This is a genomic window from Bradyrhizobium sp. HKCCYLRH3099 (assembly GCF_051167855.1).
In the GTDB taxonomy this organism is placed as follows: Bacteria; Pseudomonadota; Alphaproteobacteria; order Rhizobiales; family Xanthobacteraceae; genus Bradyrhizobium.
Map to the genome: position 1 here is coordinate 351,623 of NZ_JBNPTW010000004.1, position 22,261 is coordinate 373,883.

Consider the following 22,261-nt stretch of genomic DNA (forward strand, 5'->3'; position numbering starts at 1 on the left):
CGGCGCTTTGCGCCGCTGAGGCTTGCCCGGGATGACAGCGGAGGGTGGGGGCTGGTAGCTTGCCAACTCACAGCAAGCTGCGGCCGCGAAGCCGTCGCCAGCGCAACTTGGCTTCAAAATTCTATCCACGGTTCAAACAACTGCTCCGCGACATCGTCGCGGAGCCGGTCTGATCGCGGACCCTGTCAGCCTGCGATCTTGCCCTACGCCGCCTGCACGGCGGTCAAAAAGTCCTTCACCTTGCCGCGCAACTCGTCGGCATGCTTGGAGAGCTGCCCCGCAGCGCCCAGCATCTGCCGCGCGGCGCCGCCGGCGGATTCCACCGTCTGGCTGACCGAGCCGATATTGGTGGCGACCTCGCGGGTGCCGCTGGCGGCCTGGCTCACCGAGCGGGCGATCTCCTGCGTGGCGTGACCCTGCTGATCGACCGCGGTTGCGATCGTCTTGGCGATCTCGCTGATCTGGCCGATGGTGCCGCCGATACCCTGAATCGCGGCGACGGTGTCGCTGGTGGCGCGCTGCATCGCGCTGATGTGCGCCGAGATCTCGTCGGTCGCCTTGGCGGTCTGGCTCGACAGGCTCTTCACCTCGGAGGCGACCACCGCGAAGCCGCGGCCGGCATCGCCCGCGCGCGCCGCCTCGATGGTGGCGTTCAGCGCCAGCAGGTTGGTCTGGCTCGCGATCGCGTTGATCATGTCGGTGACGGCGCCGATCTTCGCCGCGGCATCCGCCAGGCTGTTGACGAGGTCGTTGGTGCGCGACGAGGCTTCGACCGCCTCGGCGGCGATGGTCGAGGAGGTCGCGACCTGGCGGTTGATCTCGCTGACCGAGGTCGACAGCTCCTCGGTCGCGCCGGCCACCGACTGCACGTTGGACGAGGCCGAGCTCGACGCCGAGGCGACCAGCGCCACGCGCTGGGCGGCCTGATCGGCGGTCGCGGTCAGCGACCCCGCCGTCGCTTCCACCTCGCGCGAGGCGCCGGAGATGGCATTGGCGATTCCGCCGACGGTGGTCTCGAAATCCTTGGCGAGCTTCTCCAGCGCGCGCTTCTTCTCCTCGCGCGCGGCGACGAGGTCGGAGAGATCGCGGCGGAAGCTGAAGACGTAGGTCTTGCCCTCGATCTGAGCCGGCACCAGCGTGATCTGGACCAGGGCAGGGCTGCCGTCGGCGCGCCTGGTGGTCCATTCGAAGCTGGCGTGGCCTTCGCGCTTGGCCTTGGCGTCCATCTCGCGCACGACGTCGGCGGATTTCTTGCCGCTAGGCTGGACCTCCGGAGCCATGGCGGCCGGCGAGCGCGACAGCAGGTCCTGCTTGCTGCGGAAGCCGCCGAAGCGGACCGCGCTCTCGTTGCAGGCGATGATCTTGCCCTCGGACATCACCAGTATGGCGTCGCGATGGCGTTCGAACAGCTCGGCCATCAGGAGGTTGTGCACGCGATCAGCCGACTTGCCGGAGAAGAAAGCCATGGGGGTCCCGAATCCACTGTCAGAGAAGAATGCACCAGAGCTAGCAGGGCAAAATTAACCAAAACCTTCGGATGCGGACGGCCATCCGTAATCTTTCGATCCGCCTGCGAGCTGCGGCGGATGCGACGCAGCAGGGCGTCACTCGCAGCGCAGGCGCGCCCGAGTTCTTGGAGATCGATGGCCCTCCGAGATCACGAGGGCGCAGGGAATGCCGGGCGCTGGCCGCAACCCATGGCCCGCCTGCAACAAAAAAAGCAGGCGGCAGTCACCACAGGTTCAGCCGAACTCCGGCATTCCCTGCGCGATGGTCTTCACGCTTATACGCAGTCTCCCCGGGGACCGGCTGTCTTGCCCCCGTGACCGTCGGATTATCACCGCCGGCGTGACACCAGCATCGGGGTGTCAGGACGCTGCGACTTCACGTCCGCTCGGAGCCGTTCGTCGGCACGTCCTTGGACGCACTGCGGCTCACCGGCGGCCATCGCCTCCCCACCTCGCGTGTCGTGACGTTCGCGATACGCCCCTCGTGTCGAGGCGGGATGAGGGAAGGGAAACATGGAATTCGGAAATACGAAAGGCGAATATTTTCGCGCGAAGGACTGGACAGTGAGTCGAGCGTTGAACGCGCAGGAGAATTTCGTCGCGCGGCGCACGGCTCCTCCGTCGTTTTCAGCCAGGCGAAGCGCGGCAATGTAGCTGATACAGGCGGGCGGCCCAGCTGATTTGCCCGACGGGCAGGCTCGTCGGGCGCGCGACGTCGCTGGCTGCGGACTGAATGCGAGTCTGCAATGTTGATCCTCGACGGCTTGATAGGGGTACGAGGGCCCCAACCATTCGGAGAAGAAAGCAAACCGATGTCACTCTCGCCTCTCTACGACGACGCCTTGGTCTATGCAGCTGACCTGCATCGCAGCCAAGTCCGCAAGGGGAGCAATGTACCTTACATTGCGCATCTGCTGAGCGTCTCCAGCCGTGTGCTGTCGGCCGGCGGCAGCGAGGTGCAGGCCATCGCCGGCCTGCTGCATGACGCCGCCGAGGACCAGGGCGGCCATGCCAAGCTGGATGAGATCCAACGGCGGCAGCCCAAAATTAGGTGAAGTAGAAACTAAGGTCTAAGCGTCAAAGTCCAGGTCTGTGTATTAGTTCCGTTTTCTGGGAGGCTCGCCTCGTAGCCGCGACGATGACTTGTCGTGCTACTCACCCAAAGTTGCAAAACGAAACACTTTCTCCTTCATGGTTCTAATGGCAGGCGAGTCGATTTTTTTGTCTAATTGCTGGAGTCGTTCGAAGTATTCCGACGCGAGCGAGCGAGCTTTGGAAAGCTCATTATGACGAATTAGAACTGACAGGTGTCCATTAGCTAGTGTTACAGCCGGGTAGACATCCAGATCTATTCGTTGCTGCGCATCTTGAAGTTTAAGAGATTTAACGGCCTGATCGACTAGCTCCTTAGTCACAGAATCGAACCGCGGCTTCGCGCGGGCTACTCTTAGCTGTACGTCGGCCAGGGCATGAACTGCGAATATGTTGTCCGGGTAAGCTTGCACTGATCTTCGGAGCATGTCCAAAGCGTCGTCCAGGCGATCTGCTTCGGCAAGATACAATCCGTATTGTAACCAGAAGTGTCCGTCGAGCTGAAAAGACACCTCGAAAGCTGAATAGATAAGCCTACCTTGTTCAAAGTCGCGATGTCGACTTGCGTGCTGATAGATAAAGTCGTGATTCAAAATAAAGCGAAAAAGGTATCCATCTAATCTGCTTACACTGCGAACAATCGGTATTTCGTATTTTAAGTAGGTCCTGAGAATTGCTTGTATTGCTACTAAAAAATCGCTAAACGAAACAACGTTTTCGACGATATGTCTGACGTAAAGTTCATGTCTGGCGTAAAACCGTCGATCCTGTGCAATAGCAACAATGCCTTCAAGTGCATTTAGGGCATCTTCAAAAGTTCTGCTGACCGCTAGTACATTGTAGGCATCCCTCGTAGCTTCTCTACTTATCCCCACTCTTGCGATCGTTCCGAGACCGATAATTAATAATAAGACTTTCGTGTCGTTATCAGGGAGTTTCTCGAATTCGTTCGTGATCATATCCGTGAAATGATCGGACTCTGTTGCTTCCCTCAACGCAATTAGTAACTGGCTATCGGACTTCTTAAGTTTCTCTCGTTGTTGCTTAAGGGTCAGTCTGCGAAATTTTGGCGCTGGAACGTACTCAACAAGCCGCTCGATGAGTGGATCAAAGTCGCGTGGCGTGAAGCGCTGAAAAAAGAACGGCTTTATGTCGCGAAAGTATCGAACTAGCCGGTCGGACCACTCGCTTGACCTCGCGGTCGAAACTACGAAGATGTGCTCGCGCGAGGCGCTTTCTAGGTCTTCACGAAGAATATCTGCGAAAACAAACATATCCTCGATGTATACGATTGCTTTCTTTGTGGAAATTCTTCTGAGTAGACTGAAGGCTCTTTTCGGAGATCGGGCGTCTCCGCTAAGCTCGTAGAGGTCAACGTTGGTTGATTTCTCTAAGTACTTCAAAAGGGCGATCATGGTAGCGGTAGTCTTCCCGCTGCCGGACTGACCGGAGACTAAGAATAATTTGTCGCCTCTATCGATGGCTGCTGCAAGTTCTCGTTCCAGGGCGGCGATTCCCTCAAGATGGACGGGAATATCTGATGCGGCAATAAGCCAGCTGGGGGGGAAACCTCTTAGAAACTGCCGGGCTAAGTGAGCCTTGTCACTACTATCGAGAGCGTTTGCCCTCGCCCGTAGATCGACCGGATCTATTGGGCGTAGTGATTGAGCTATCGCTAAGTCGTCGCGAGTCAGGGCATCGAGAATTCGATCATCAAAGCGGCTGGCGAACTTTACGACATCCTTTGCTGTCCAGCCGCCATTCAGTTGCGTTTTCAGCCACCGAACGAAATCTCCTAGTGTCGCTTGAATGTGGACGATTCCCCGCGCTTTGAAAGCTCCTCTCTGGATTGGAGAGAGCTCATCTGGTGTGATAAGGAATGCCTTTCCTCCAGCGATTGATGCGGAATCCTTTTTCACTCGCTCAAGCTCAGCGGCTAGGATGGGTTCCTTAAGGGTAGATCCGACAAATACGGGGCAGAAGGCAAAATAGTCTTGCGCTGCTCTTTGGTACCAAAAGTGCTTCTCTGACTTCAGTGCCGTCCAGTATTCAGCCTCGCTAAGAATGAAACCGTGCTCTGGCTTCGCGATTTCTCCGTGCAGATAGACGACGTGGAGTTGATTGTGCCCCTCAAGGTCGGCCGCCTTGTCATTCATGCCGTTATAGAATCGAAGGGATTGAGCCTTGCGAGCACGCAGGTTCAAGATCGCATCATCAATGTTCCAAGTGTATAGTCGCCTCCAGGCAAATGCAAAAAGGTCTTCCAAGTCGGACGATGGTTCGATCCCTTGATATTCCTTGGTCAAGATTAGATTTATTTGTTGGGCGCTCAGAATGCCGCCCTTGACGGCGGTTAGAACAACCGAGAGATCTTCATTGTTGTAGGGCAGGCCAGCGCGGTTTGCGATCGTCTCCGCAAGCGCTCGAGACTGCTTGACTTTTTGACCCTGAGTATTTTTGCAATCTGCGGATGCTCCCGCGCCGAGGACGAGAACTACTTCTCCAGCTTTGAGGGATTGGAGTAGATAGTTTGCATCCTCCTCCAAAACGTTCATCGTTGTTTTCTCCCTCGACAATTATCTTCGGTCCAAATTAGGCAACCGTGGAGCGATATAGTCTGATTGTCAATTCCTCGTTGTGAGGGGCTTGAGCGAGGTGCAGCTGCGAACGCGTATCCGACGCGTCCCTCAATCAATGAAGGCGCTCACAGGAGGGTAGAAATCTGCCCGACGTTCAGCCGTGCGGCCGCCGCGGCCGCTTCACCGGATGCAGCCTTGGCGCCCGCGCCACTCGCGGGCGTAGCCGCGTCGCCGCAGCGCGCTTCGGCTTGGCCGGCACCTGCGGCCTCGCCAGCTCCATTAGCATGCGCAGCGCCTCGACCACCGACCGTGTCCGCACCGCGCTGCGGCCGATGGCACCAAAACGGTGCTCGCGGTGGGTGATGCGGCCGTCGCGGGCGGCGACGGCGAAGTGGACGAGGCCGACCGGCTTGCCCGGAGTGGCGCCGCCGGGGCCGGCGATGCCGGTGATGGCGACCGCGAGGTCGACGTCGGCGCGTTCGAGTGCGCCGACGGCCATCTGGATCGCGGTCTCCTTGGAGACGGCGCCGAAGGTCTGCAGCGTCGAGGCCTCGACACCGAGCATGGCGCGCTTGGCCTCGTTGGAGTAGGTGACGAAGCCGCGGTCGATGACGTCCGAGGACCCGGGGATCTCGGTCAGCGCGCCGGCGACAAGGCCGCCGGTGCAGGACTCGGCGGTCGCGATCATCAGCTTGCGCGACCGGCAGAGGTCGAGCAGCGAGCGGGCCAGCGCACTGGTGGAGCCGATTTGACGTTCGCTCGCCATGTCCCCGGTCGTCCTCGAAGCGATGCCTGCCCCAACAACACCGCGCCGAGGAGAGAGTGCCCCGATAGATTCGAGACGCTTCCATGGGCTCGGTTTCATCTCTCCCTGCCAGGGCGAAGCAATGCTTCGCGAGGGCTGGGAGAAGTTGGATCGCATCGCCGGATGCGATCCAAGTGAGGGGAGCCATCCGCACGCACTTCCCGTGCGGCTGCCCCTCACCCCAACCCTCTCCCCGTAAGAACGGGGCGAGGGTGCGCACCGCGGTCGCGGTGATAGCTCGACTCAAACTGGATTGGATCAATCTCTGAGGTCAATGCCGGTAGCGGAGGTCTCCACCACCTGGTCGGATCAATCCAATCCTGGTCGCTACACGCCCCACGGCAGCCGGATCGTCGCGCTCGCTGTCGCCGCGATGCCTTCCTCGCGGCCGGTGAAGCCGAGGCGCTCGCTGGTGGTGGCTTTCACGGCGATGCGCGCGATGTCGACGCCGGAGATTTCGGCGATGCGGGCGCGCATCTGGTCGCGTAAGGGACCGATCTTGGGGCGCTCGCAGATCATCGTGACCTCGAGATTGGCGACGCGGCCGCCGCGGGCGGTGACGCGCTCGATGGCGTATTTCAGGAACTGGTCGGAGGAGGCGCCCTTCCACTTCATGTCCGAGGGCGGGAAGTGCGAGCCGATGTCGCCGTCGGCCAAGGCGCCCAAAATCGCGTCAACCAGAGCGTGCAGGCCGACGTCGCCGTCGGAATGGGCCAGGAAGCCCTTGCTATGCGGCACGCGCAGGCCGCACAGCCAGACATGGTCGCCTTCGCCGAAGGCGTGCACGTCGTAGCCGGTGCCGGTTCGGATATCGCCGAGCGATGCGGCAAGGCGCGCTTCCTCGCGCACGAAATCTTCCGGGGTGGTCAGCTTCATGTTGGCAACATCGCCCTCGAACGTCGCGACGGTCAATCCCGCCCATTCGGCAATCGCCGCGTCATCTGTGAACTCGGTGAGGCCGTCGCGTGCCGCGCGGCGATGCGCCTCGAGGATGGTCTCGAACTTGAACGTCTGCGGCGTCTGCGCGATGCGCAGTTTCGCGCGCTCCGGCGTCGCGGTGATGTCGCCGGCGGCACCGACTTCCTTGATCGTATCCGTCACGGGCACGACGGGGATCGCCGCGCCGGTCTTGTTGGCGGCGACAATCGCACGCGAGATCACCGCCGGCGTCACGAACGGGCGCGCGGCGTCGTGGATCAGCACGATCTCCGGCTTGTGCGGCACCAGCGCCTCGAGACCTGCGAGCACCGACGCCTGACGCGTGGCGCCGCCATGCGCGGGCGGCTCGTGGCGCAGGCCCGACACCGCCGCGTTGAACACCTCGATGTCATCGGGATTCACCACCGGCTGCACCACCGCGACCTCGGGATGATCCGCGAAGGCGGCGAGCGCGCGATGAATGACGGTGCGGCCGCCAATGCTGCGATATTGCTTCGGACCGCCGGCGCCGGCGCGCAGGCCACGGCCGGCCGCGACGAGAATGGCTGCAGTCCGCTGAGAAGTCGTCATGGGAACAGGGTATCGATGCTGATGAGATGAGGGAGCGGTGAATGGTCGCGGCTTCTTACATCCGCAGAGGATGTTAAGCGAGCAGGATCACACATTGCATGAGGCGCGGCGGCGACTCCGGTTCAGGTGAAGGCTGCAACATCACCTCGCCGGGCAAACTTGGTCCGGGCTTGGCCCGGTCTTTCGCGCATCTGCACGAAGCCATGCAAAAACCCGGCAGCTCACGGGTTTACCATGACTGCCGAACAAGCATATTTTGCTGCACTGCACTTGAAATGTGGATGGTCTTGGCTAAAGTGTAGGCATGGCGCTTGACTGCCCAAGAATTGTGCTTGAGAGTGCAGGGCAGACGCAATGATGCGTCGCATGAGCTTTAAGAGTCGTTCGTGACCGGTCCGGCCAATACACCTGCCAAACAGTTGAAGATAGGCGACGTTTTGCTCGCCAACCGGGCTGTCCTCGCGCCGATGTCGGGCATCACTGACGCGCCGTTCCGCCGAGTCGCGGCCGAGCTCGGCGCAGGCCTGGTGGTCTCCGAGATGACCGCGAGCGACGATCTGGTGCGCGGACGGTGGATATCGCGGCTGCGCTGCGAGGCCAGCGGAATCGGCCCGCATGTGGTCCAGCTCGCCGGCTGCGAGGCGCACTGGATGGCCGAGGGCGCGAAGGTCGCCGCGGATGGCGGCGCCGACATCATCGACATCAACATGGGCTGCCCGGCGCGCCACGTCACCGGCGGCCAGTCCGGCTCGGCCTTGATGCGCGATCTCGATCATGCGCTGACCCTGATCGAGGCGACCGTCGAGTCCGTCGACGTGCCCGTGACCTTGAAGATGCGGCTCGGCTGGGACGAGCGCAGCCTGAATGCGCCGGATCTGGCGCGCCGCGCCGAGGCTGCCGGCGTAGCGCTGATCACCGTGCATGGGCGGACGCGGCAGCAGTTCTACAAGGGCGAGGCCGACTGGAGCGCGGTGCGCGCGGTGAAGGAGGCGGTCGACCTGCCGGTGATCGTCAACGGCGACATCACGAGCTATGAGGACGCCCGCGAGGCGCTGGACGCCTCCGGCGCCGATGCGGTCATGATCGGTCGCGGCGCGCAGGGGCAGCCCTGGCTGCCCGGCCAGATCGGCCGCAGGCTCGACGGCGGGGCCGAGGAGGGCGCGCCGGAGCTCGCCCGGCAGCTCGATCTGCTCACGGCGCTCTATGACGAGATCTGCCGCCACTATGGCGAGCGGGTCGGCCTGCGCCACGCCCGCAAGCATCTCAGCTGGGGGCTCGACGTCGCCGCCGAGCATGCCCAGGCGCCGGCCGAAAAACTGAAGGCGTGGCGCGAGCGTATCCTGACATCGGAGCAGCCGTCCCAGGTGCACCGGGCGCTGCGCGAGGCCTTTGACGATTTTGCCTGGAGTGCAGCCGCATGAGCTCAGCCGCAGAACAGCGCAAGCGCCTTCCGTCGGATGGCGATGCCATCCTCAACGCCCTGCCGAATCCGGTGCTGGTCATCGGCCCGGACGGCATGATCATGGACGCCAACATGGCGGCGGAATCGTTCTTCGATTCCTCGACGCAGTTTCTGCAGCGGCAGTCGCTCAAGAAGCTGGTGCCATTCGGCTCGCCGCTGCTGGCGCTGATCGACCAGGTGCGCACCACCAACGCGCCGGTCAACGAGTACAAGGTCGACCTGGGCACGCCGCGCACCGGCGCCGACCGGCTCGTCGATCTTCATGTGGCCCCCTTGCCGGAGCGGGCAGGGCACATCGTGGTGATGCTGCAGGAGCGCACCATCGCCGACAAGATGGACCGCCAGCTCACCCATCGCAGCGCCGCGCGCTCGGTGATCGCGTTGGCGGCGATGCTGGCGCATGAGATCAAGAACCCGCTGTCGGGCATCCGCGGCGCCGCGCAGCTCTTGGAGCAGCAGGCCTCCTCCGAGGACCGCATGCTGACGCGGCTGATCTGCGACGAGGCCGACCGTATCGTCACCCTGGTCGACCGCATGGAGGTGTTCGGCGACGACCGGCCGGTGGCGCGCGGGCCCGTCAACATCCACTCCGTGCTCGATCACGTGAAGCGGCTGGCGCAGTCGGGCTTCGCGCGCAACATCCGCTTCATCGAGGACTACGATCCGTCGCTGCCCCCGGTGCTGGCCAACCAGGACCAGCTGATCCAGGTGTTCCTGAACCTGGTCAAGAATGCCGCGGAAGCGGTCGTCGACCTCGGCTCGGATGCCGAGATCCAGCTCACCACCGCCTTCCGTCCGGGCGTGCGGCTGTCGGTGCCCGGCAAGAAGTCGCGGGTGTCGCTGCCGCTGGAGTTCTGCGTCAAGGACAACGGTCCCGGCGTGCCCGAGGACCTGATGCCCAATCTGTTCGATCCGTTCGTGACCACCAAGCCGACCGGAAGCGGCCTCGGTCTTGCATTGGTCGCGAAGATCATCGGCGACCACGGCGGAATCATCGAGTGCGAATCGCAGCCGCGCAAGACGACCTTCCGGGTGCTGATGCCGATGTACAGCGCAACCAAACAACAAGACCACGGCCCAAAAAACAGCATTGGCGACGACGTTTCGGGGACGTCGTTGCATGCCTCTCAGGGATCAAATTGAGGACCACCCATGCCTGCAGGTAGCATTCTCGTTGCCGACGACGATACGGCCATCCGCACGGTCCTGAACCAGGCGCTGTCACGCGCCGGCTACGAGGTGCGGCTGACCGGCAATGCCGCCACGCTGTGGCGCTGGGTGAGCCAGGGCGAGGGCGATCTCGTCATCACCGACGTGGTGATGCCCGACGAGAACGCGTTCGACCTCTTGCCGCGGATCAAGAAGATGCGGCCGAACCTCCCCGTGATCGTCATGAGCGCGCAGAACACGTTCATGACCGCGATCCGGGCCTCGGAGCGCGGCGCCTATGAGTATCTGCCGAAGCCGTTCGACCTGAAGGAGCTGATCGCGATCGTCGGCCGCGCCCTTGCAGAGCCGAAGGAGCGGGCGGCGAGCCAGCCCGACGACAACGAGTTCGAATCGATCCCGCTGGTCGGCCGCTCGCCGGCGATGCAGGAGATCTACCGCGTGCTGGCGCGTCTGATGCAGACCGACCTCACGGTGATGATCTCCGGCGAGAGCGGCACCGGCAAGGAGCTGGTGGCGCGCGCGCTGCACGACTACGGCAAGCGCCGCAATGGCCCGTTCGTCGCCGTCAACATGGCGGCGATCCCGCGCGACCTGATCGAATCGGAACTGTTCGGCCATGAGCGCGGCGCCTTCACCGGCGCCAACACCCGCGCCTCCGGCCGCTTCGAGCAGGCCGAGGGCGGCACCTTGTTCCTCGACGAGATCGGCGACATGCCGATGGAGGCGCAGACACGATTGCTGCGCGTGCTGCAGCAGGGCGAATACACCACCGTCGGCGGCCGTACCCCGATCAAGACCGACGTCCGCATCGTCGCGGCCTCGAACAAGGACCTGCGCATCCTGATCCAGCAGGGGCTGTTCCGCGAGGACCTGTTCTTCCGCCTCAACGTCGTGCCGCTGCGGCTGCCGCCGTTGCGCGAGCGCATCGAGGACCTGCCCGACCTGGTCCGCCACTTCTTCGCGCTGGCCGAGAAGGACGGGCTGCCGCCGAAGAAGCTCGACGCTGCCGCGCTGGAACGGCTCAAGCAGCACCGCTGGCCGGGCAATGTCCGCGAGCTCGAAAACCTCGCCCGCCGCCTCGCGGCGCTGTACCCGCAGGACGTCATCACGGCGTCCGTGATCGACGGCGAGCTGGCGCCGCCGGCTGTGACCACCGGTTCGAACGCGCCGACCTCGATCGACAATCTCGGCGGCGCCGTGGAAGCCTATCTGTCGTCGCACTTCCAGGGTTTCCCGAACGGCGTGCCGCCGCCGGGCCTGTATCACCGCATCCTCAAGGAAATCGAGATCCCGCTGCTGACGGCCGCGCTGGCGGCCACCCGCGGCAACCAGATCCGCGCCGCCGACCTGCTCGGCCTCAACCGCAACACGCTGCGCAAGAAGATTCGCGACCTCGACATCCAGGTCTACCGCAGCGGCGGCTGATGACGGTGATTTGATACTCCCAAGGCGGGCCCAAACCCGCCCCAGCTGAGAATTATTGTAGACAAACCCGCGACGGACTTCCGCGCCGTGGATTTGTCGCAATTTGGCAACAGCGTGGTAGGAATGCATCAGTCCGATTCCCCGGACGTGCCGCGTTCATCATCACCACCCTTGCCGGAATGACCAGCGCAGAAACCTCGGCCACCCCCTTCGATTCCGCGTCCGCCGATGGCCGACGCTGGACCTGGCGCACCTGGCTGGCGCCGGTGGCGGTGGCGCTCGCGCTGCTGTCGGCCTTCCTGACCTTCATCGTGCTGGTCGGGCTGACCCCGGTCGAGCCGACCACGGACGTGGTCAAGACCTTCTATTTGATCGATGCCGGAACGATCCTGATCCTGGTGGGGATCATCATCCGCGAGGTCTGGCAGGTCGTGCAGGCCCGCAGGCGCGGCCGGGCAGCGGCGCGGCTGCATGTGCAGATCGTCAGCCTGTTCTCGGTGATCGCGGTGCTGCCGGCGGTGCTGGTAGCGGTCGCCGCCAACGTCACCATCGACCGCGGTCTCGACCGGCTGTTCTCCGGACCCGCCAAGGTCGCGATCCAGAACTCGCTGACCATCGCGCGCGCCTACATGCAGGAGCACGCCCAGTTCATCCGCGGCGACATCATCGGCATGGCCACCGACATCGCGCGGGCGCGGCCGCTGTTCGACCAGGACCGCGCCAGCTTCCGCGAGCTGCTGACCGCCAGCGCCGCCTCGCGCAACCTGCCGGGCGCGATGATCATCGACAAGAACACCAACCCGATCGTGTGGGCGGAGACCGGCGGCGTGCAGCTCGCCTATTCGCCGCCAGCGCCGGAGTTCCTCAACAATGTCGGCGAGCAGGAGCCGGAGATCGCGGTCCTGCCGGAGTCGAACTACGTCGCCGCCGTGATCCGGCTGCGCGCCTTCAACGACACGTTCCTCTACGTCGCCCGTCCGCTCGATCCGCAGGTCGTCGACCAGCTCAAGCAGACCGAGCTGTCGGTCGCCGAATATGCCCAGGTCGAGGCCCGCCGCTTCGGCATCCAGATCGCCTTCGCCCTGATGTTCGCTGTGATCGCGCTGACCATCCTGATGGCCTCGGTGCTGATCGGGCTGAACTTCGCCAACTGGCTGGTGGCGCCGATCCGGCAATTGATGAATGCCGCCCACACCGTCTCGACCGGCGATCTCAACGTTCAGGTGCCGGTGCATCGCTCCGAGGGCGATCTCGCCCAGCTCGGCCAGACCTTCAACAAGATGACGCAGGAGCTGCGCACGCAGCGCGACGAGCTGGTCAGCGCCAGCGACCTGATCGACAGCCGCCGCCGCTTCATCGAGGCCGTGCTGTCCTCGGCCTCGGCGGGCATCATCGGCGTGGATGCGTCCGGCAGCGTCGGCATCCTCAACCGCTCCGCCGAGAAGCTGATCGGCCATGCCGAGCAGGAGGTGCTCGATCATCCGCTGTCCGACGTGCTGCCCGAGCTCGACGACATGATGAAGACGGCGCGCGAGGGCAAGCAGCGGCTGGTGCAGGGACAGATCACGATTCAGCGCGACGGTCACGAGCGCAATCTGTCGGTGCGCGTCACCGCCGAGCAGACCAATCAGGCGCGCGACAGCTACATCATCACGCTCGATGACATCACCGAACTGGTGTCGGCGCAGCGCACCTCGGCCTGGGGCGACGTCGCGCGCCGCATCGCACACGAGATCAAGAATCCGCTGACGCCAATTCAGCTTTCCGCAGAACGGATTCGCCGCAAATTCGGCAAGGTCATCACCGAGGACAAGGCCGTATTTGAGCAATGTACCGAGACGATCGTGCGGCAGGTCGACGACATCAGGCGAATGGTCGACGAGTTCTCGCGGTTCGCGCGGATGCCGAAACCCGTGATGGAAGGCGAGGACGTGGCCGACACCGTGCGCCAGGCCGTGTTCCTGATGAAGGTCGCGCATCCCGAGATCGACATCGAGACCGAGATCAAGCAGGACCCGCTACGCGCGCAGTTCGACCGCCGGCTGATCTCGCAGGCGCTGACCAACATCATCAAGAACGCGACCGAGGCGATCGAGGTGGTGCCCGAGGCGGAACTCGGCAAGGGCCGCATCGACGTCGTCGCCTCGCGCGAGGGCGAGGACGTGCTGATCGACGTGATCGACAATGGCATCGGCCTGCCGAAGGTGGCGCGGCAGCGACTGCTCGAGCCCTACGTCACGACGCGCGCCAAGGGCACAGGGCTCGGGCTCGCGATCGTCGGCCGCGTGCTGGAAGACCACGGCGGCAAGCTCGAGCTGAAGGACGCGTCCGACTTCCGTTCCGGCCAGCGCGGCGCCTGGATGCGACTGCGCTTCGCCGTCTCCGGCCAAGCCGCGAAGACGGATGCCAAGGAGCAGGCGGGGGCCACAAACAATGCGCAGAAGACCGGCAGCGGCGAAACCGCAGACCCGGTCCAAACGACCAATGATGAACCAAAGATCCAAGCCGCAACCGGCAGCTGACGAGACAGGCGTGACCCATGGCGAGTGATATTCTGATTGTCGACGATGAAGCCGATATCCGGGAGCTGGTTGCCGGCATCCTGGATGACGAGGGCTTCACGACGCGAACCGCGCGCGACAGCGATTCGGCGCTCGCGGAGATCACGAGCCGGCGTCCGAACCTGGTGTTCCTGGACATCTGGCTGCAGGGCTCCAAGCTCGACGGCCTGCAGCTGCTGGAGCAGATCAAGAAGGACCATCCCGATCTGCCGGTCGTGATGATCTCCGGCCACGGCAACATCGAGACCGCGGTCGCCGCGATCAAGCGCGGCGCCTATGACTTCATCGAGAAGCCGTTCAAGTCGGACCGGCTGATTCTCGTCGCGACGCGCGCGCTGGAGAACTCGCGCCTGAAGCGCGAGGTGCGCGAGCTGAAGCAATTGGCGCCGACCGCGAGCACGATGACCGGCCGCTCGCCGTCGATGAATCAGTTGCGCCAGACTATCGAGCGCGCCGCCAAGGCCAACAGCCGCATCCTGATCGTCGGTCCGCCGGGCTCGGGCAAGGAGCTCGCCGCGCGCACGCTGCACGCGCAGTCGCCGCGCGCGGAGGGGCCGTTCGTCGTCATCAACGCCGCCGCGATCACGCCGGAGCGGATGGAGGAGGAGCTGTTCGGCATCGAGCAGTCCAACGGCGAGCAGTCGCGCAAGACCGGTGCGCTCGAGGAGGCGCATGGCGGCACGCTGTTCGTCGACGAGATCGCCGACATGCCGCGCGAGACGCAGAACAAGATCCTTCGCGTGCTGGTCGACCAGACCTTCCAGCGCGCCGGCGGCACCACCAAGGTGCATGTCGACGTCCGCATCATTTCCTCGACCGCGCGCAATCTGGAGGAGGAGATCGCGGCGGGCCGCTTCCGCGAGGATCTCTATCATCGCCTCTCGGTGGTGCCGATTCGCGTGCCGCCGCTGTCCGAGCGGCGTGAGGACATTCCCGAGCTGATCGACTATTTCATGGACCAGATCTCCGTCACGACCGGCCTGCCGAAGCGGCAGATCGGTCAGGACGCGATGGCCGTGCTGCAGTCGCATGTGTGGCCGGGCAACGTCCGCCAGCTCCGCAACAATGTCGAGCGCGTGATGATTCTCGCAGCCGGCGGGCCGGAGGTGATCATCACCGCGGATATGCTGCCGCCTGACGTCGGCTCGATGGTGCCGGCGATGCCGACCAGCAACAATGGCGAGCACATCATGGGCCTGCCGCTGCGCGAGGCCCGTGAGGTGTTCGAGCGCGATTATCTGATCGCCCAGATCAGCCGTTTCTCCGGCAACATCTCGCGCACCGCCGAGTTCGTCGGGATGGAACGGTCCGCCCTGCATCGCAAGCTGAAGGCGCTGGGGGTGGGCTAGCGCCTCTCAACCCGGCCAACTTTGCCGACTGGACGAATTTACACTGGAAAATCCGTCCAGTTCCGGAATTTTACGGGCGAATCCGGGTCTTTTGGAACCCGCTTCCTTGCAAGCGGCTTGCCTAATATGCTCGCCTGTCTTCTAATCCGGCATCCCGTGGTCCCTCGAGGGGGATCTCAATGGACCATGGGACCATCGATGAATCCGGGGCCTGCGATCGGGTCATCGAAGGTTCAATAAGAAAAAGCACAAGACTGCGAGATAACAACAATGGCGGCCGACCGCGCACAAAACCTACAAGACACCTTTCTCAACCATGTCCGCAAAACCAAGACGCCGCTCACGATCTTCCTGGTCAATGGCGTGAAACTGCAGGGGATTGTCACCTGGTTCGACAATTTCTGCCTGCTGCTCCGGCGCGATGGTCACTCGCAGCTCGTCTACAAGCATGCGATCTCGACGATCATGCCGGGCGCCCCGATTCAGCTGTTCGAAGGCGGCGAGGACGCGTCTGCGTGAGAGTGACCTGACGTGAGAGTGACCTGATTGGAACCCAGGGATCGCCAAGGGTTCATCGGCCTTTCGAGGCCGGATGACGTCAAGACAACGGGGCTGGTCATCGTGGTCGGCCCCTATTTGCGGGCGCGCCGCGGCGATGACGCGCAGTCCGCGCACGCCGACATGCGAGATTTCGAGGCGCGGATCGACGAGGCCGCCGGTCTCGCGCGCGCCATCGATCTCGTGGTCGCCGAATCGATTCTCGCGCCGATCGGGCAAATCCGTCCCGCGACCTATCTCGGCAAGGGCAAGGTCGACGAGATCGCCGGCGTGATCGCCGGGCAGGGCGCCGAGCTGGTCGTGATGGACTGCGCGCTGTCGCCGATCCAGCAGCGCAATCTGGAGAAGGCCTGGAACACCAAGGTGCTCGACCGCACCGGTCTCATTCTCGAAATCTTCGGCCGCCGCGCCAAGACCAAGGAAGGCGCGCTGCAGGTCGAACTCGCGCATCTCAACTATCAACGCAGCCGCCTGGTGCGGTCCTGGACCCATCTCGAGCGCCAGCGCGGCGGCTTCGGCTTCATGGGCGGCCCCGGCGAGACCCAGATCGAGGCCGACCGCCGACTGATCGGCGATCGCATCACCCGGCTCGAGAACGAGCTGAAGAAGGTGCAGGCGACGCGGCGGCTGCATCGCGCCGGACGCCAGCGTGTGCCGTATCGCGTGGTTGCGCTGGTGGGCTACACCAATGCCGGCAAGTCGACGCTGTTCAATCGGCTGACCCGCGCCGACGTGCAGGCCGCCGACATGCTGTTCGCCACGCTCGACCCGACCCTGCGCGCGATCACTTTGCCGCATGGCGGCAAGGCGATGCTGTCGGACACCGTCGGCTTCATCTCGAACCTGCCGACACAGCTCGTCGCTGCGTTCCGCGCGACGCTCGAGGAAGTGCTGGAAGCCGACGTCATCCTCCACGTCCGCGACATGTCGCATGAGGATGCCGAGGCGCAGCAGCACGACGTCGAGCTGGTGCTGAGCCAGCTCGGCATCGACCCCCAGGCGACCGACGGCCTCATCGAGGTCTGGAACAAGATCGACCGTCTGGATGAGGCCGCGCGCGAGAACCTCGCCAACATCGCCGCGCGCCGGCCGCCGGAGCGGCCGTGCCTCATGGTCTCCGCCGCAACGGGCGAGGGCGTCGACGTGCTGCTGCAGGCGATCGAGGATCGCCTCGCGGCCGCGCGCACCACGCTCGATCTCACGATCGATGCGGCCGACGGTGCCGGCATCAGCTGGCTGCACCGCAATGCCGAGGTGCTCGCCAAGGAACTGCACGAGGGGCACTACGATATGACGGTGCGTGTCGACGCCACCAAGCGCGACATCGTCGTCGAGCGTTATCACGGCGTGCCCCGGGTCGCGTGAGCGGCGGCTAAAGCGGCGTGACTGCAACATGCAGAACTGCGGCGCGGCCGCCATCGACGGCCGCAAGGCAGCGTGCGATGGCTGCATCGAGGGCGTCGGGATCGTCGGTCCGCTCGCCATGAGCTCCGAACGCGCAGGCGATGTCGGCGAGACGCCGCTGTTCGTCCTGGCGCCCCGTCGAAAGTCGCGACAGGAACGAGTCGCTCTGCTGCGCGGCGCCGTCGGGATAGATACGCTGGACCGAGGCCTTCACGGCCTGCCATCCCGTGTTATCGAGAATCACGGTGAAGATCGGCAGCTGATACTGCTGCGAGACGGCATAGACCGAGTCCGGCGCCGCGAAGTGATAGGCGCCGTCGCCGATCACCTGCACGACGCGCGTCTCGGGATTGGCGAGCTTGAGCCCCAGCGCCATGCCGCCGCTGAAGCCGAGCCCGCCGCCGGCCAGACCCACATAGGTCATCGGCCTGGTGCGGCGGAGCTGCTGCTGCAGGACCGGAGCGTTGCGGACCGCCTCGTTGAGCACGATGTCGTCTTCCGACAGCAGCGCCTGCAGCCGGGCAAACAGATAGGCCGGGTTGATGGCGCCGCGTGAGCCCTTCTGGGCAGCCGCAGAGCTCCGCCTGGCCTCTGTGGCCTCGCGGGCCGGCCTCCAGCTTGCGATCCGATCACGGACCTTCTTCAGATAGGTCTCGTTGCTGCGGGCGACGACGATCTCCAGCACCTGGCGCAGAATGACGGCCGAGTCGCCCTGAACGCGAAGGTCGGTCGCGAACCCCCACATCGGAATGTCGGCCTTGAGCGCATCGACGTCGATCTGGATCCATCGCAGCCGGTCCGCTGCTTTGAGAGTCTGCGGAATGAACGGGACGTCGATGTCGATCAGGAGACCGAGGTCGGCGTTGGCGACGAGCGCGCCGGGATCGGAGCCGGCGAAGCAGGGCGAGTCCTGGCAGATGTTCATGGTGACGGGATTGAACTCGGCAACGCGAATTCCGCACACCAGCGCCAGCCGCTCGAGCATGGCAACGGCCTCGGCATTGCGTCCGAGATAGGCGGTCAGCACGATCGGGTTGTCCGCTTGCATCAGCGCGTCCGCAATCGCCCACGCGAGCTCCGGCTCGATCCCTCCCGCCTTGACGCTGCCATAGCGCGCAGGCGGGTAGGTGGGCATGGCGTCGTCGTCCCACAGCTCGGCGAGAACCTCGCGCGGCAGCATCATGTAGACCGGACCAGGCGGATCGCTGTGCATCACGGCGGCCGCGCGCGCCAGCGCTTCCTTCACGACCACCCCCGAGGGCAGCGTGTAGTCCCATTTGACGTAGGGCCTGACAATGCTGGCCTGATCGAAACTGTCCTGGACGAAGTGGACATACGTATCGCGGCCTCCCGGCAACTCGCCATGGACGGCGAAAGGCGCGCGCCCGGCGACCAGGAGGACCGGCAGCCGGTAGCGAAAGGCATTCTGGATGCCCATGCAGGCGTTGGCGGTGCCGGCATCGACGTGGACGAAAACGGCCTGGCCGCGGCCTGTCATGGCCGCATAGCCCATCGCCATATGCACCGCGACCACCTCGTGGGGGCATAGGATCACCTCGGGGTGGCATCGCCCCTCGGCGTCCCAGCGTGCGATCTCCTCGATCAGCGACACATGGTCCGTGCCGAGATTGGCGAAGATGTAGTCGATGCCGAGCTCGACCAGCGCCTCGAGGAAATAATGCGCCGTGCTATGGCGGGCAGCGGCGCGGGGGCGCGGATCAGGCGACGACGGCAGCGTCACGGTGCATGGCCTCAGGCTGGATTGCGTTGCCACGCAGGCGGTCGAACAGCCGTCCGGGATCGCGCGGTGTGGCCATGCCGCGCCAGGCGATGTGCGAATCCGGCCGGAGCAGCAGCAGGTGTTCCGCGAACTGATAGCCGGCCTTAGTGCGGTCGACGTCCACGAGCACCAAGGGGACGCCCTGACGGGCTGCGGCCTCCACGATCGCCGTGGCATCGACTGCCGGATCGAACCGGACCAGCGTATAGGCCGGGCCGAGGGCATCCAGCAGCGACCGTCCATCCGCGAGCCAGACATGGGGCGCGCGTGCGCCCGGCACGGTGGAGGCGGTGAAGTGGCCCATGCCGTAGGGCGGCGGCGTCTCGCCATCATAGGCGATGGCCGGCGACCGATCGTAGTAGTAGCCGAAGTTCAGGCCGGCGCAGCAATATTGCTGCACGTTGAGGTCATAGGCGGCCTGGCCGACCTTGCTGCGCGCGGCATCGCCGGCGGGGCCATCCATTTCCACTTCGGGAGGGACCGAGCGCCGCTGGCTCATCACGGCAAGCGCGTGGTTCATGGCGAAATGCGACACCTGCTCGGTGATCGGCTGGCGCTCGGCTTCATAGGCGTCGAGCAGGGCAGGGGCGGCCCAGCCCTGGATGACGCCGGCCAGCATCCAGCACAGATCGACGGCGTCGGCGATCCCTGCGTTCATGCCGTAGCCCGCATAGGGAATCCACAGATGCGCGGCATCGCCGCAGATGAAGGCGCGGCGATCGCGGAAGCGGTCGGCGACCAGGCGACGGCCGATCCAATCCTCCTTGCTGATGATCTCGTACTGGAAGCGATCGTCGACGCCGAGGATGGTGCGCAGCGCCCAATCGCGATCGACGCTGTCGAACTCGATCTCCTCGGCCGCGAGATGGTTGTGGATCAGCCAGGTGTCACGGCCGTCGATCGCCACGGTGGTGCCGCAGCGCCTGGGGTTGAGCGACATCGTCATCCAGGCCGGCTTCTGGGTGATGAGATCCTTCAGCGCGGGCGCATGGATGTAGGTCGACTGCACCCGCTGCACGACGTCGGTCCCACCAAGGCGGGAGCCGATCAGCCGGCGCACGGTGGAGCGGCCGCCGTCGCAGCCGATCAGGTAGTCGGCTGAAATCGTGATGTCCTGCTCGGAGTCGAGATCACGGGCGTGGGCGACGACGCCGTTGTCGTCCTGTTCGAACCGATCGAGCTGAACGCGGTTGAGGATCTTGATGCGAGGCTGCGCCTCGGCGCAGGCGAACAGGACGGGCTCGAGATAGATCTGGTTGATGCGGTGCGGCGGCTCCGGCGTCGGCCAATCGGTGTCCGGCCCTCCCGTCGCGGTGTAGCGGTCCTGACGGGACGGGATCGGGATGCGCGTCAGCTCGCGTCCGACCACGGCCGTGCGGTAGGCACAATCATTGGGAAAATCAGCGGGCAGGCCGCCGTCGCGCACCTGCCGGACGATGCCGAGGCGGCGAAACACCTCCATGGAGCGCGCCGAGACGTGGTTGCATTTGACGTTCGGCGGCTCGCCGGCGCGCCGGATCTCGGCGACCACGACGTCGATGCCGCGGGAGGCAAGATCCATGGCCGCGGTCAGTCCGACCGGGCCCGCGCCCACGATGAGCACCTGGGTCTGAATCATCTTCATGTCATGCTTTCTTTGCGTGCGATCTAGGCGCGCTCCGGCGCCGAGAGCGCCTCGCGCTGGGGTTCGTCGGAGGTCGGGAGGCTGCCGCGCATGCTGAGGAGCGCCAGTCCCAGGATCACGAGCGCCGAGAACAGTTGCGGCACCGCGCTGGCCTGGAACAGCGAGGCGACGTCCCATTTGGCCGCCAGCATCAGGCCGCCGATGGTGACGCCGAGGATCGAGCCGAACCGGCCGATGCCCAGCGCCCAGCCGATGCCGGTGCCGCGGATATAGGTCGGATAGATCCGCGCCGCGTAGGCGTTGCAGCCGATCTGTCCGCCGATCACGGCGACGCCGGCAATGAAGACCGCAGGCACCAGGATCGGCAGCGCGGCGCCAGCGACGCCGATGGTGACGATCGACAGGAAGCCGGCGACGTAGGTCACGAACAGCACGCGGTCGAAGCCGAACCGCTCGATCAGCAGCCCGAGGCCGATGGTGCCGAGCATGCCGCCGAGCTGGAACGCCACGCCGACGGCGATCGCCGCCTGGACGTCGAGCCCGACGCCATGCGTGAGCGTCGGCAGCCAGCTGTTGAGGAAGTAGATGTCCATCATGTTCATGAAGAACATGACCCACAGCAGAAGGGTCGGCAGCAGGCGCCGGTTGGTGAAGAGCTGCGGCAGCAGGAAGCCCTTGCCGCTCTCCTCCACGATCGTGAAGCGCGCATCGGCCGGAAGCTGTGCGGATCGATCGATGCGCGCCAGCAGCGCGCGGACCCGGTTGCTCTTGCTGGGATCGAGCGCGAGCAGTGACAGCGATTCCGGAAGCCAGACGATCAGGACCGGGCAAAGCAGCAGCGGCAGGACGCCGCCGATGAGGAAGATGACCTGCCAGCCATAGGCGGTGATGAGCTTGGCCGCGACGGCGCCGCCGATCGCCGAGCCCAGCGACACCGTCATGAACATCAGCATGATCAGTAGGGTGCGGCGGCGCTGCGGCGCGTATTCGCCGGTCAGCGCGATCGTGTTGGGCAGCACGCCGCCGAGGCCGATGCCGGTGACGAAGCGAATGAGCACGAGGTCGGATACGCTTCCAGCCTGGGTCGTCGCCAGTGATCCCAGCGCAAACACGAGGACGCCGGCCACAACCAGCCATTTGCGTCCGAGATAGTCGGCGAGCGCGCCGAACACCAGCGAGCCGATCATCACGCCGAACAGCGAGGCGCCGAACACGGGGCCCAAGGCTCCCGGCGCGAGGTGCAGGTCTTTGCTGAGGGCGGGCGCAACGAAGCCGAGCGCCTGGGCGTCGAAGCCGTCGAGCCCGACGACGAGCGCGCACAGGCAGATCACCCGGATCTGGAATCCCGACAACGGTCGTTCGTCGACGTAGCGTGTGAGATTGATCGCTTGCGACAATTGTCCCTCCCCAGTGAGCTTGTTGTTACCTCGCGCCC

General features: G+C 64.5%; 15 protein-coding genes. 8 read left to right on the forward strand and 7 right to left on the reverse strand.

Going from position 1 to position 22,261, the window contains the following annotated elements; translation table 11 throughout:
* Positions 1-203 precede the first annotated feature (203 nt).
* Complete coding sequence (locus ACQR1Y_RS12565; RefSeq protein ID WP_434877437.1) at positions 204-1,466, reverse strand: methyl-accepting chemotaxis protein; 1,263 nt, start codon at positions 1,464-1,466, stop codon at positions 204-206.
* Between the two features lie 854 nt (positions 1,467-2,320).
* On the opposite strand from ACQR1Y_RS12565, the gene ACQR1Y_RS12570 reads away from it, so the two are divergent.
* Entirely contained in the window at positions 2,321-2,563 is a 243-nt protein-coding gene (locus ACQR1Y_RS12570) for an HD domain-containing protein (RefSeq protein WP_434877438.1), read from the forward strand.
* Between the two features lie 96 nt (positions 2,564-2,659).
* Here the strand turns inward: ACQR1Y_RS12570 and ACQR1Y_RS12575 are convergent, their stop codons facing one another.
* From ACQR1Y_RS12575 to ACQR1Y_RS12585, 3 genes are all read right to left on the reverse strand, one after another.
* Positions 2,660-5,155, reverse strand: a complete 2,496-nt coding sequence (locus ACQR1Y_RS12575; RefSeq protein WP_434877439.1) for an SIR2 family protein — start codon at positions 5,153-5,155, stop codon at positions 2,660-2,662.
* Positions 5,156-5,333: 178 nt separating this feature from the next.
* Positions 5,334-5,945, reverse strand: coding sequence for a CinA family protein (locus ACQR1Y_RS12580; protein ID WP_434877440.1), 612 nt, complete (start codon positions 5,943-5,945; stop codon positions 5,334-5,336).
* 366 nt (positions 5,946-6,311) lie between these two features.
* Positions 6,312-7,493: a bifunctional 2-C-methyl-D-erythritol 4-phosphate cytidylyltransferase/2-C-methyl-D-erythritol 2,4-cyclodiphosphate synthase gene (locus ACQR1Y_RS12585; protein ID WP_434877441.1), complete on the reverse strand. Its 1,182-nt coding sequence runs from the start codon at positions 7,491-7,493 to the stop codon at positions 6,312-6,314.
* Between the two features lie 419 nt (positions 7,494-7,912).
* Between ACQR1Y_RS12585 and dusB the strand changes: the two genes are divergently transcribed.
* The 7 genes from dusB to hflX all read left to right on the forward strand — a co-directional run bounded on the left by dusB (position 7,913) and on the right by hflX (position 17,383).
* Positions 7,913-8,914 carry a tRNA dihydrouridine synthase DusB gene (gene dusB / locus ACQR1Y_RS12590; protein ID WP_434877472.1) on the forward strand — a complete coding sequence of 334 codons (1,002 nt, stop codon included), beginning with the start codon at positions 7,913-7,915 and terminating at the stop codon, positions 8,912-8,914.
* A complete protein-coding gene (locus tag ACQR1Y_RS12595; protein ID WP_434858849.1) occupies positions 8,911-10,098 on the forward strand; it encodes a two-component system sensor histidine kinase NtrB in 1,188 nt (395 codons plus the stop codon). The genes dusB and ACQR1Y_RS12595 overlap by 4 nt, the downstream gene beginning before the upstream one ends.
* A 9-nt stretch (positions 10,099-10,107) precedes the next feature.
* Entirely contained in the window at positions 10,108-11,550 is a 1,443-nt protein-coding gene (gene ntrC / locus ACQR1Y_RS12600) for a nitrogen regulation protein NR(I) (RefSeq protein WP_434858848.1), read from the forward strand.
* A 179-nt stretch (positions 11,551-11,729) separates the two neighbouring features.
* Positions 11,730-14,072, forward strand: a complete 2,343-nt coding sequence (locus ACQR1Y_RS12605; RefSeq protein WP_434877442.1) for an ATP-binding protein — start codon at positions 11,730-11,732, stop codon at positions 14,070-14,072.
* A gap of 17 nt (positions 14,073-14,089) precedes the next feature.
* A complete protein-coding gene (locus ACQR1Y_RS12610) occupies positions 14,090-15,460 on the forward strand; it encodes a sigma-54-dependent transcriptional regulator (protein WP_434858846.1) in 1,371 nt (456 codons plus the stop codon).
* Between the two features lie 270 nt (positions 15,461-15,730).
* Entirely contained in the window at positions 15,731-15,979 is a 249-nt protein-coding gene (gene hfq, locus ACQR1Y_RS12615) for an RNA chaperone Hfq (protein WP_006613906.1), read from the forward strand.
* Positions 15,980-16,006: 27 nt separating this feature from the next.
* Positions 16,007-17,383, forward strand: a complete 1,377-nt coding sequence (hflX, locus tag ACQR1Y_RS12620) for a GTPase HflX (RefSeq protein WP_434877443.1) — start codon at positions 16,007-16,009, stop codon at positions 17,381-17,383.
* 7 nt (positions 17,384-17,390) lie between these two features.
* On the opposite strand, the gene ACQR1Y_RS12625 is transcribed toward hflX, so the two are convergent.
* From ACQR1Y_RS12625 to ACQR1Y_RS12635, 3 genes are read right to left on the reverse strand one after another with little or no spacing between them, the layout of a single operon-like run.
* Positions 17,391-19,163 carry a thiamine pyrophosphate-requiring protein gene (locus ACQR1Y_RS12625; protein ID WP_434877444.1) on the reverse strand — a complete coding sequence of 591 codons (1,773 nt, stop codon included), beginning with the start codon at positions 19,161-19,163 and terminating at the stop codon, positions 17,391-17,393.
* Positions 19,141-20,826 carry an FAD-dependent oxidoreductase gene (locus tag ACQR1Y_RS12630; protein WP_434877445.1) on the reverse strand — a complete coding sequence of 562 codons (1,686 nt, stop codon included), beginning with the start codon at positions 20,824-20,826 and terminating at the stop codon, positions 19,141-19,143. Before ACQR1Y_RS12630 ends, ACQR1Y_RS12625 begins: the two co-directional genes overlap by 23 nt.
* Positions 20,827-20,849: 23 nt before the next feature.
* Entirely contained in the window at positions 20,850-22,223 is a 1,374-nt protein-coding gene (locus tag ACQR1Y_RS12635; protein WP_434877446.1) for an MFS transporter, read from the reverse strand.
* Positions 22,224-22,261 lie beyond the last annotated feature (38 nt).

Bases quoted from the DNA above. Each gene is read 5' to 3' on its own strand.
- hfq (WP_006613906.1), top strand. From the start codon at position 15,731: ATGGCGGCCGACCGCGCACAAAACCTACAAGACACCTTTCTCAACCAT.
- ACQR1Y_RS12565 (WP_434877437.1), bottom strand. From the start codon at position 1,466: ATGGCTTTCTTCTCCGGCAAGTCGGCTGATCGCGTGCACAACCTCCTG.
- ACQR1Y_RS12605 (WP_434877442.1), top strand. From the start codon at position 11,730: ATGACCAGCGCAGAAACCTCGGCCACCCCCTTCGATTCCGCGTCCGCC.
- ACQR1Y_RS12570 (WP_434877438.1), top strand. From the start codon at position 2,321: ATGTCACTCTCGCCTCTCTACGACGACGCCTTGGTCTATGCAGCTGAC.
- ACQR1Y_RS12630 (WP_434877445.1), bottom strand. From the start codon at position 20,826: ATGAAGATGATTCAGACCCAGGTGCTCATCGTGGGCGCGGGCCCGGTC.
- ACQR1Y_RS12595 (WP_434858849.1), top strand. From the start codon at position 8,911: ATGAGCTCAGCCGCAGAACAGCGCAAGCGCCTTCCGTCGGATGGCGAT.
- ACQR1Y_RS12585 (WP_434877441.1), bottom strand. From the start codon at position 7,493: ATGACGACTTCTCAGCGGACTGCAGCCATTCTCGTCGCGGCCGGCCGT.
- ACQR1Y_RS12575 (WP_434877439.1), bottom strand. From the start codon at position 5,155: ATGAACGTTTTGGAGGAGGATGCAAACTATCTACTCCAATCCCTCAAA.
- ACQR1Y_RS12610 (WP_434858846.1), top strand. From the start codon at position 14,090: ATGGCGAGTGATATTCTGATTGTCGACGATGAAGCCGATATCCGGGAG.
- ACQR1Y_RS12580 (WP_434877440.1), bottom strand. From the start codon at position 5,945: ATGGCGAGCGAACGTCAAATCGGCTCCACCAGTGCGCTGGCCCGCTCG.
- ntrC (WP_434858848.1), top strand. From the start codon at position 10,108: ATGCCTGCAGGTAGCATTCTCGTTGCCGACGACGATACGGCCATCCGC.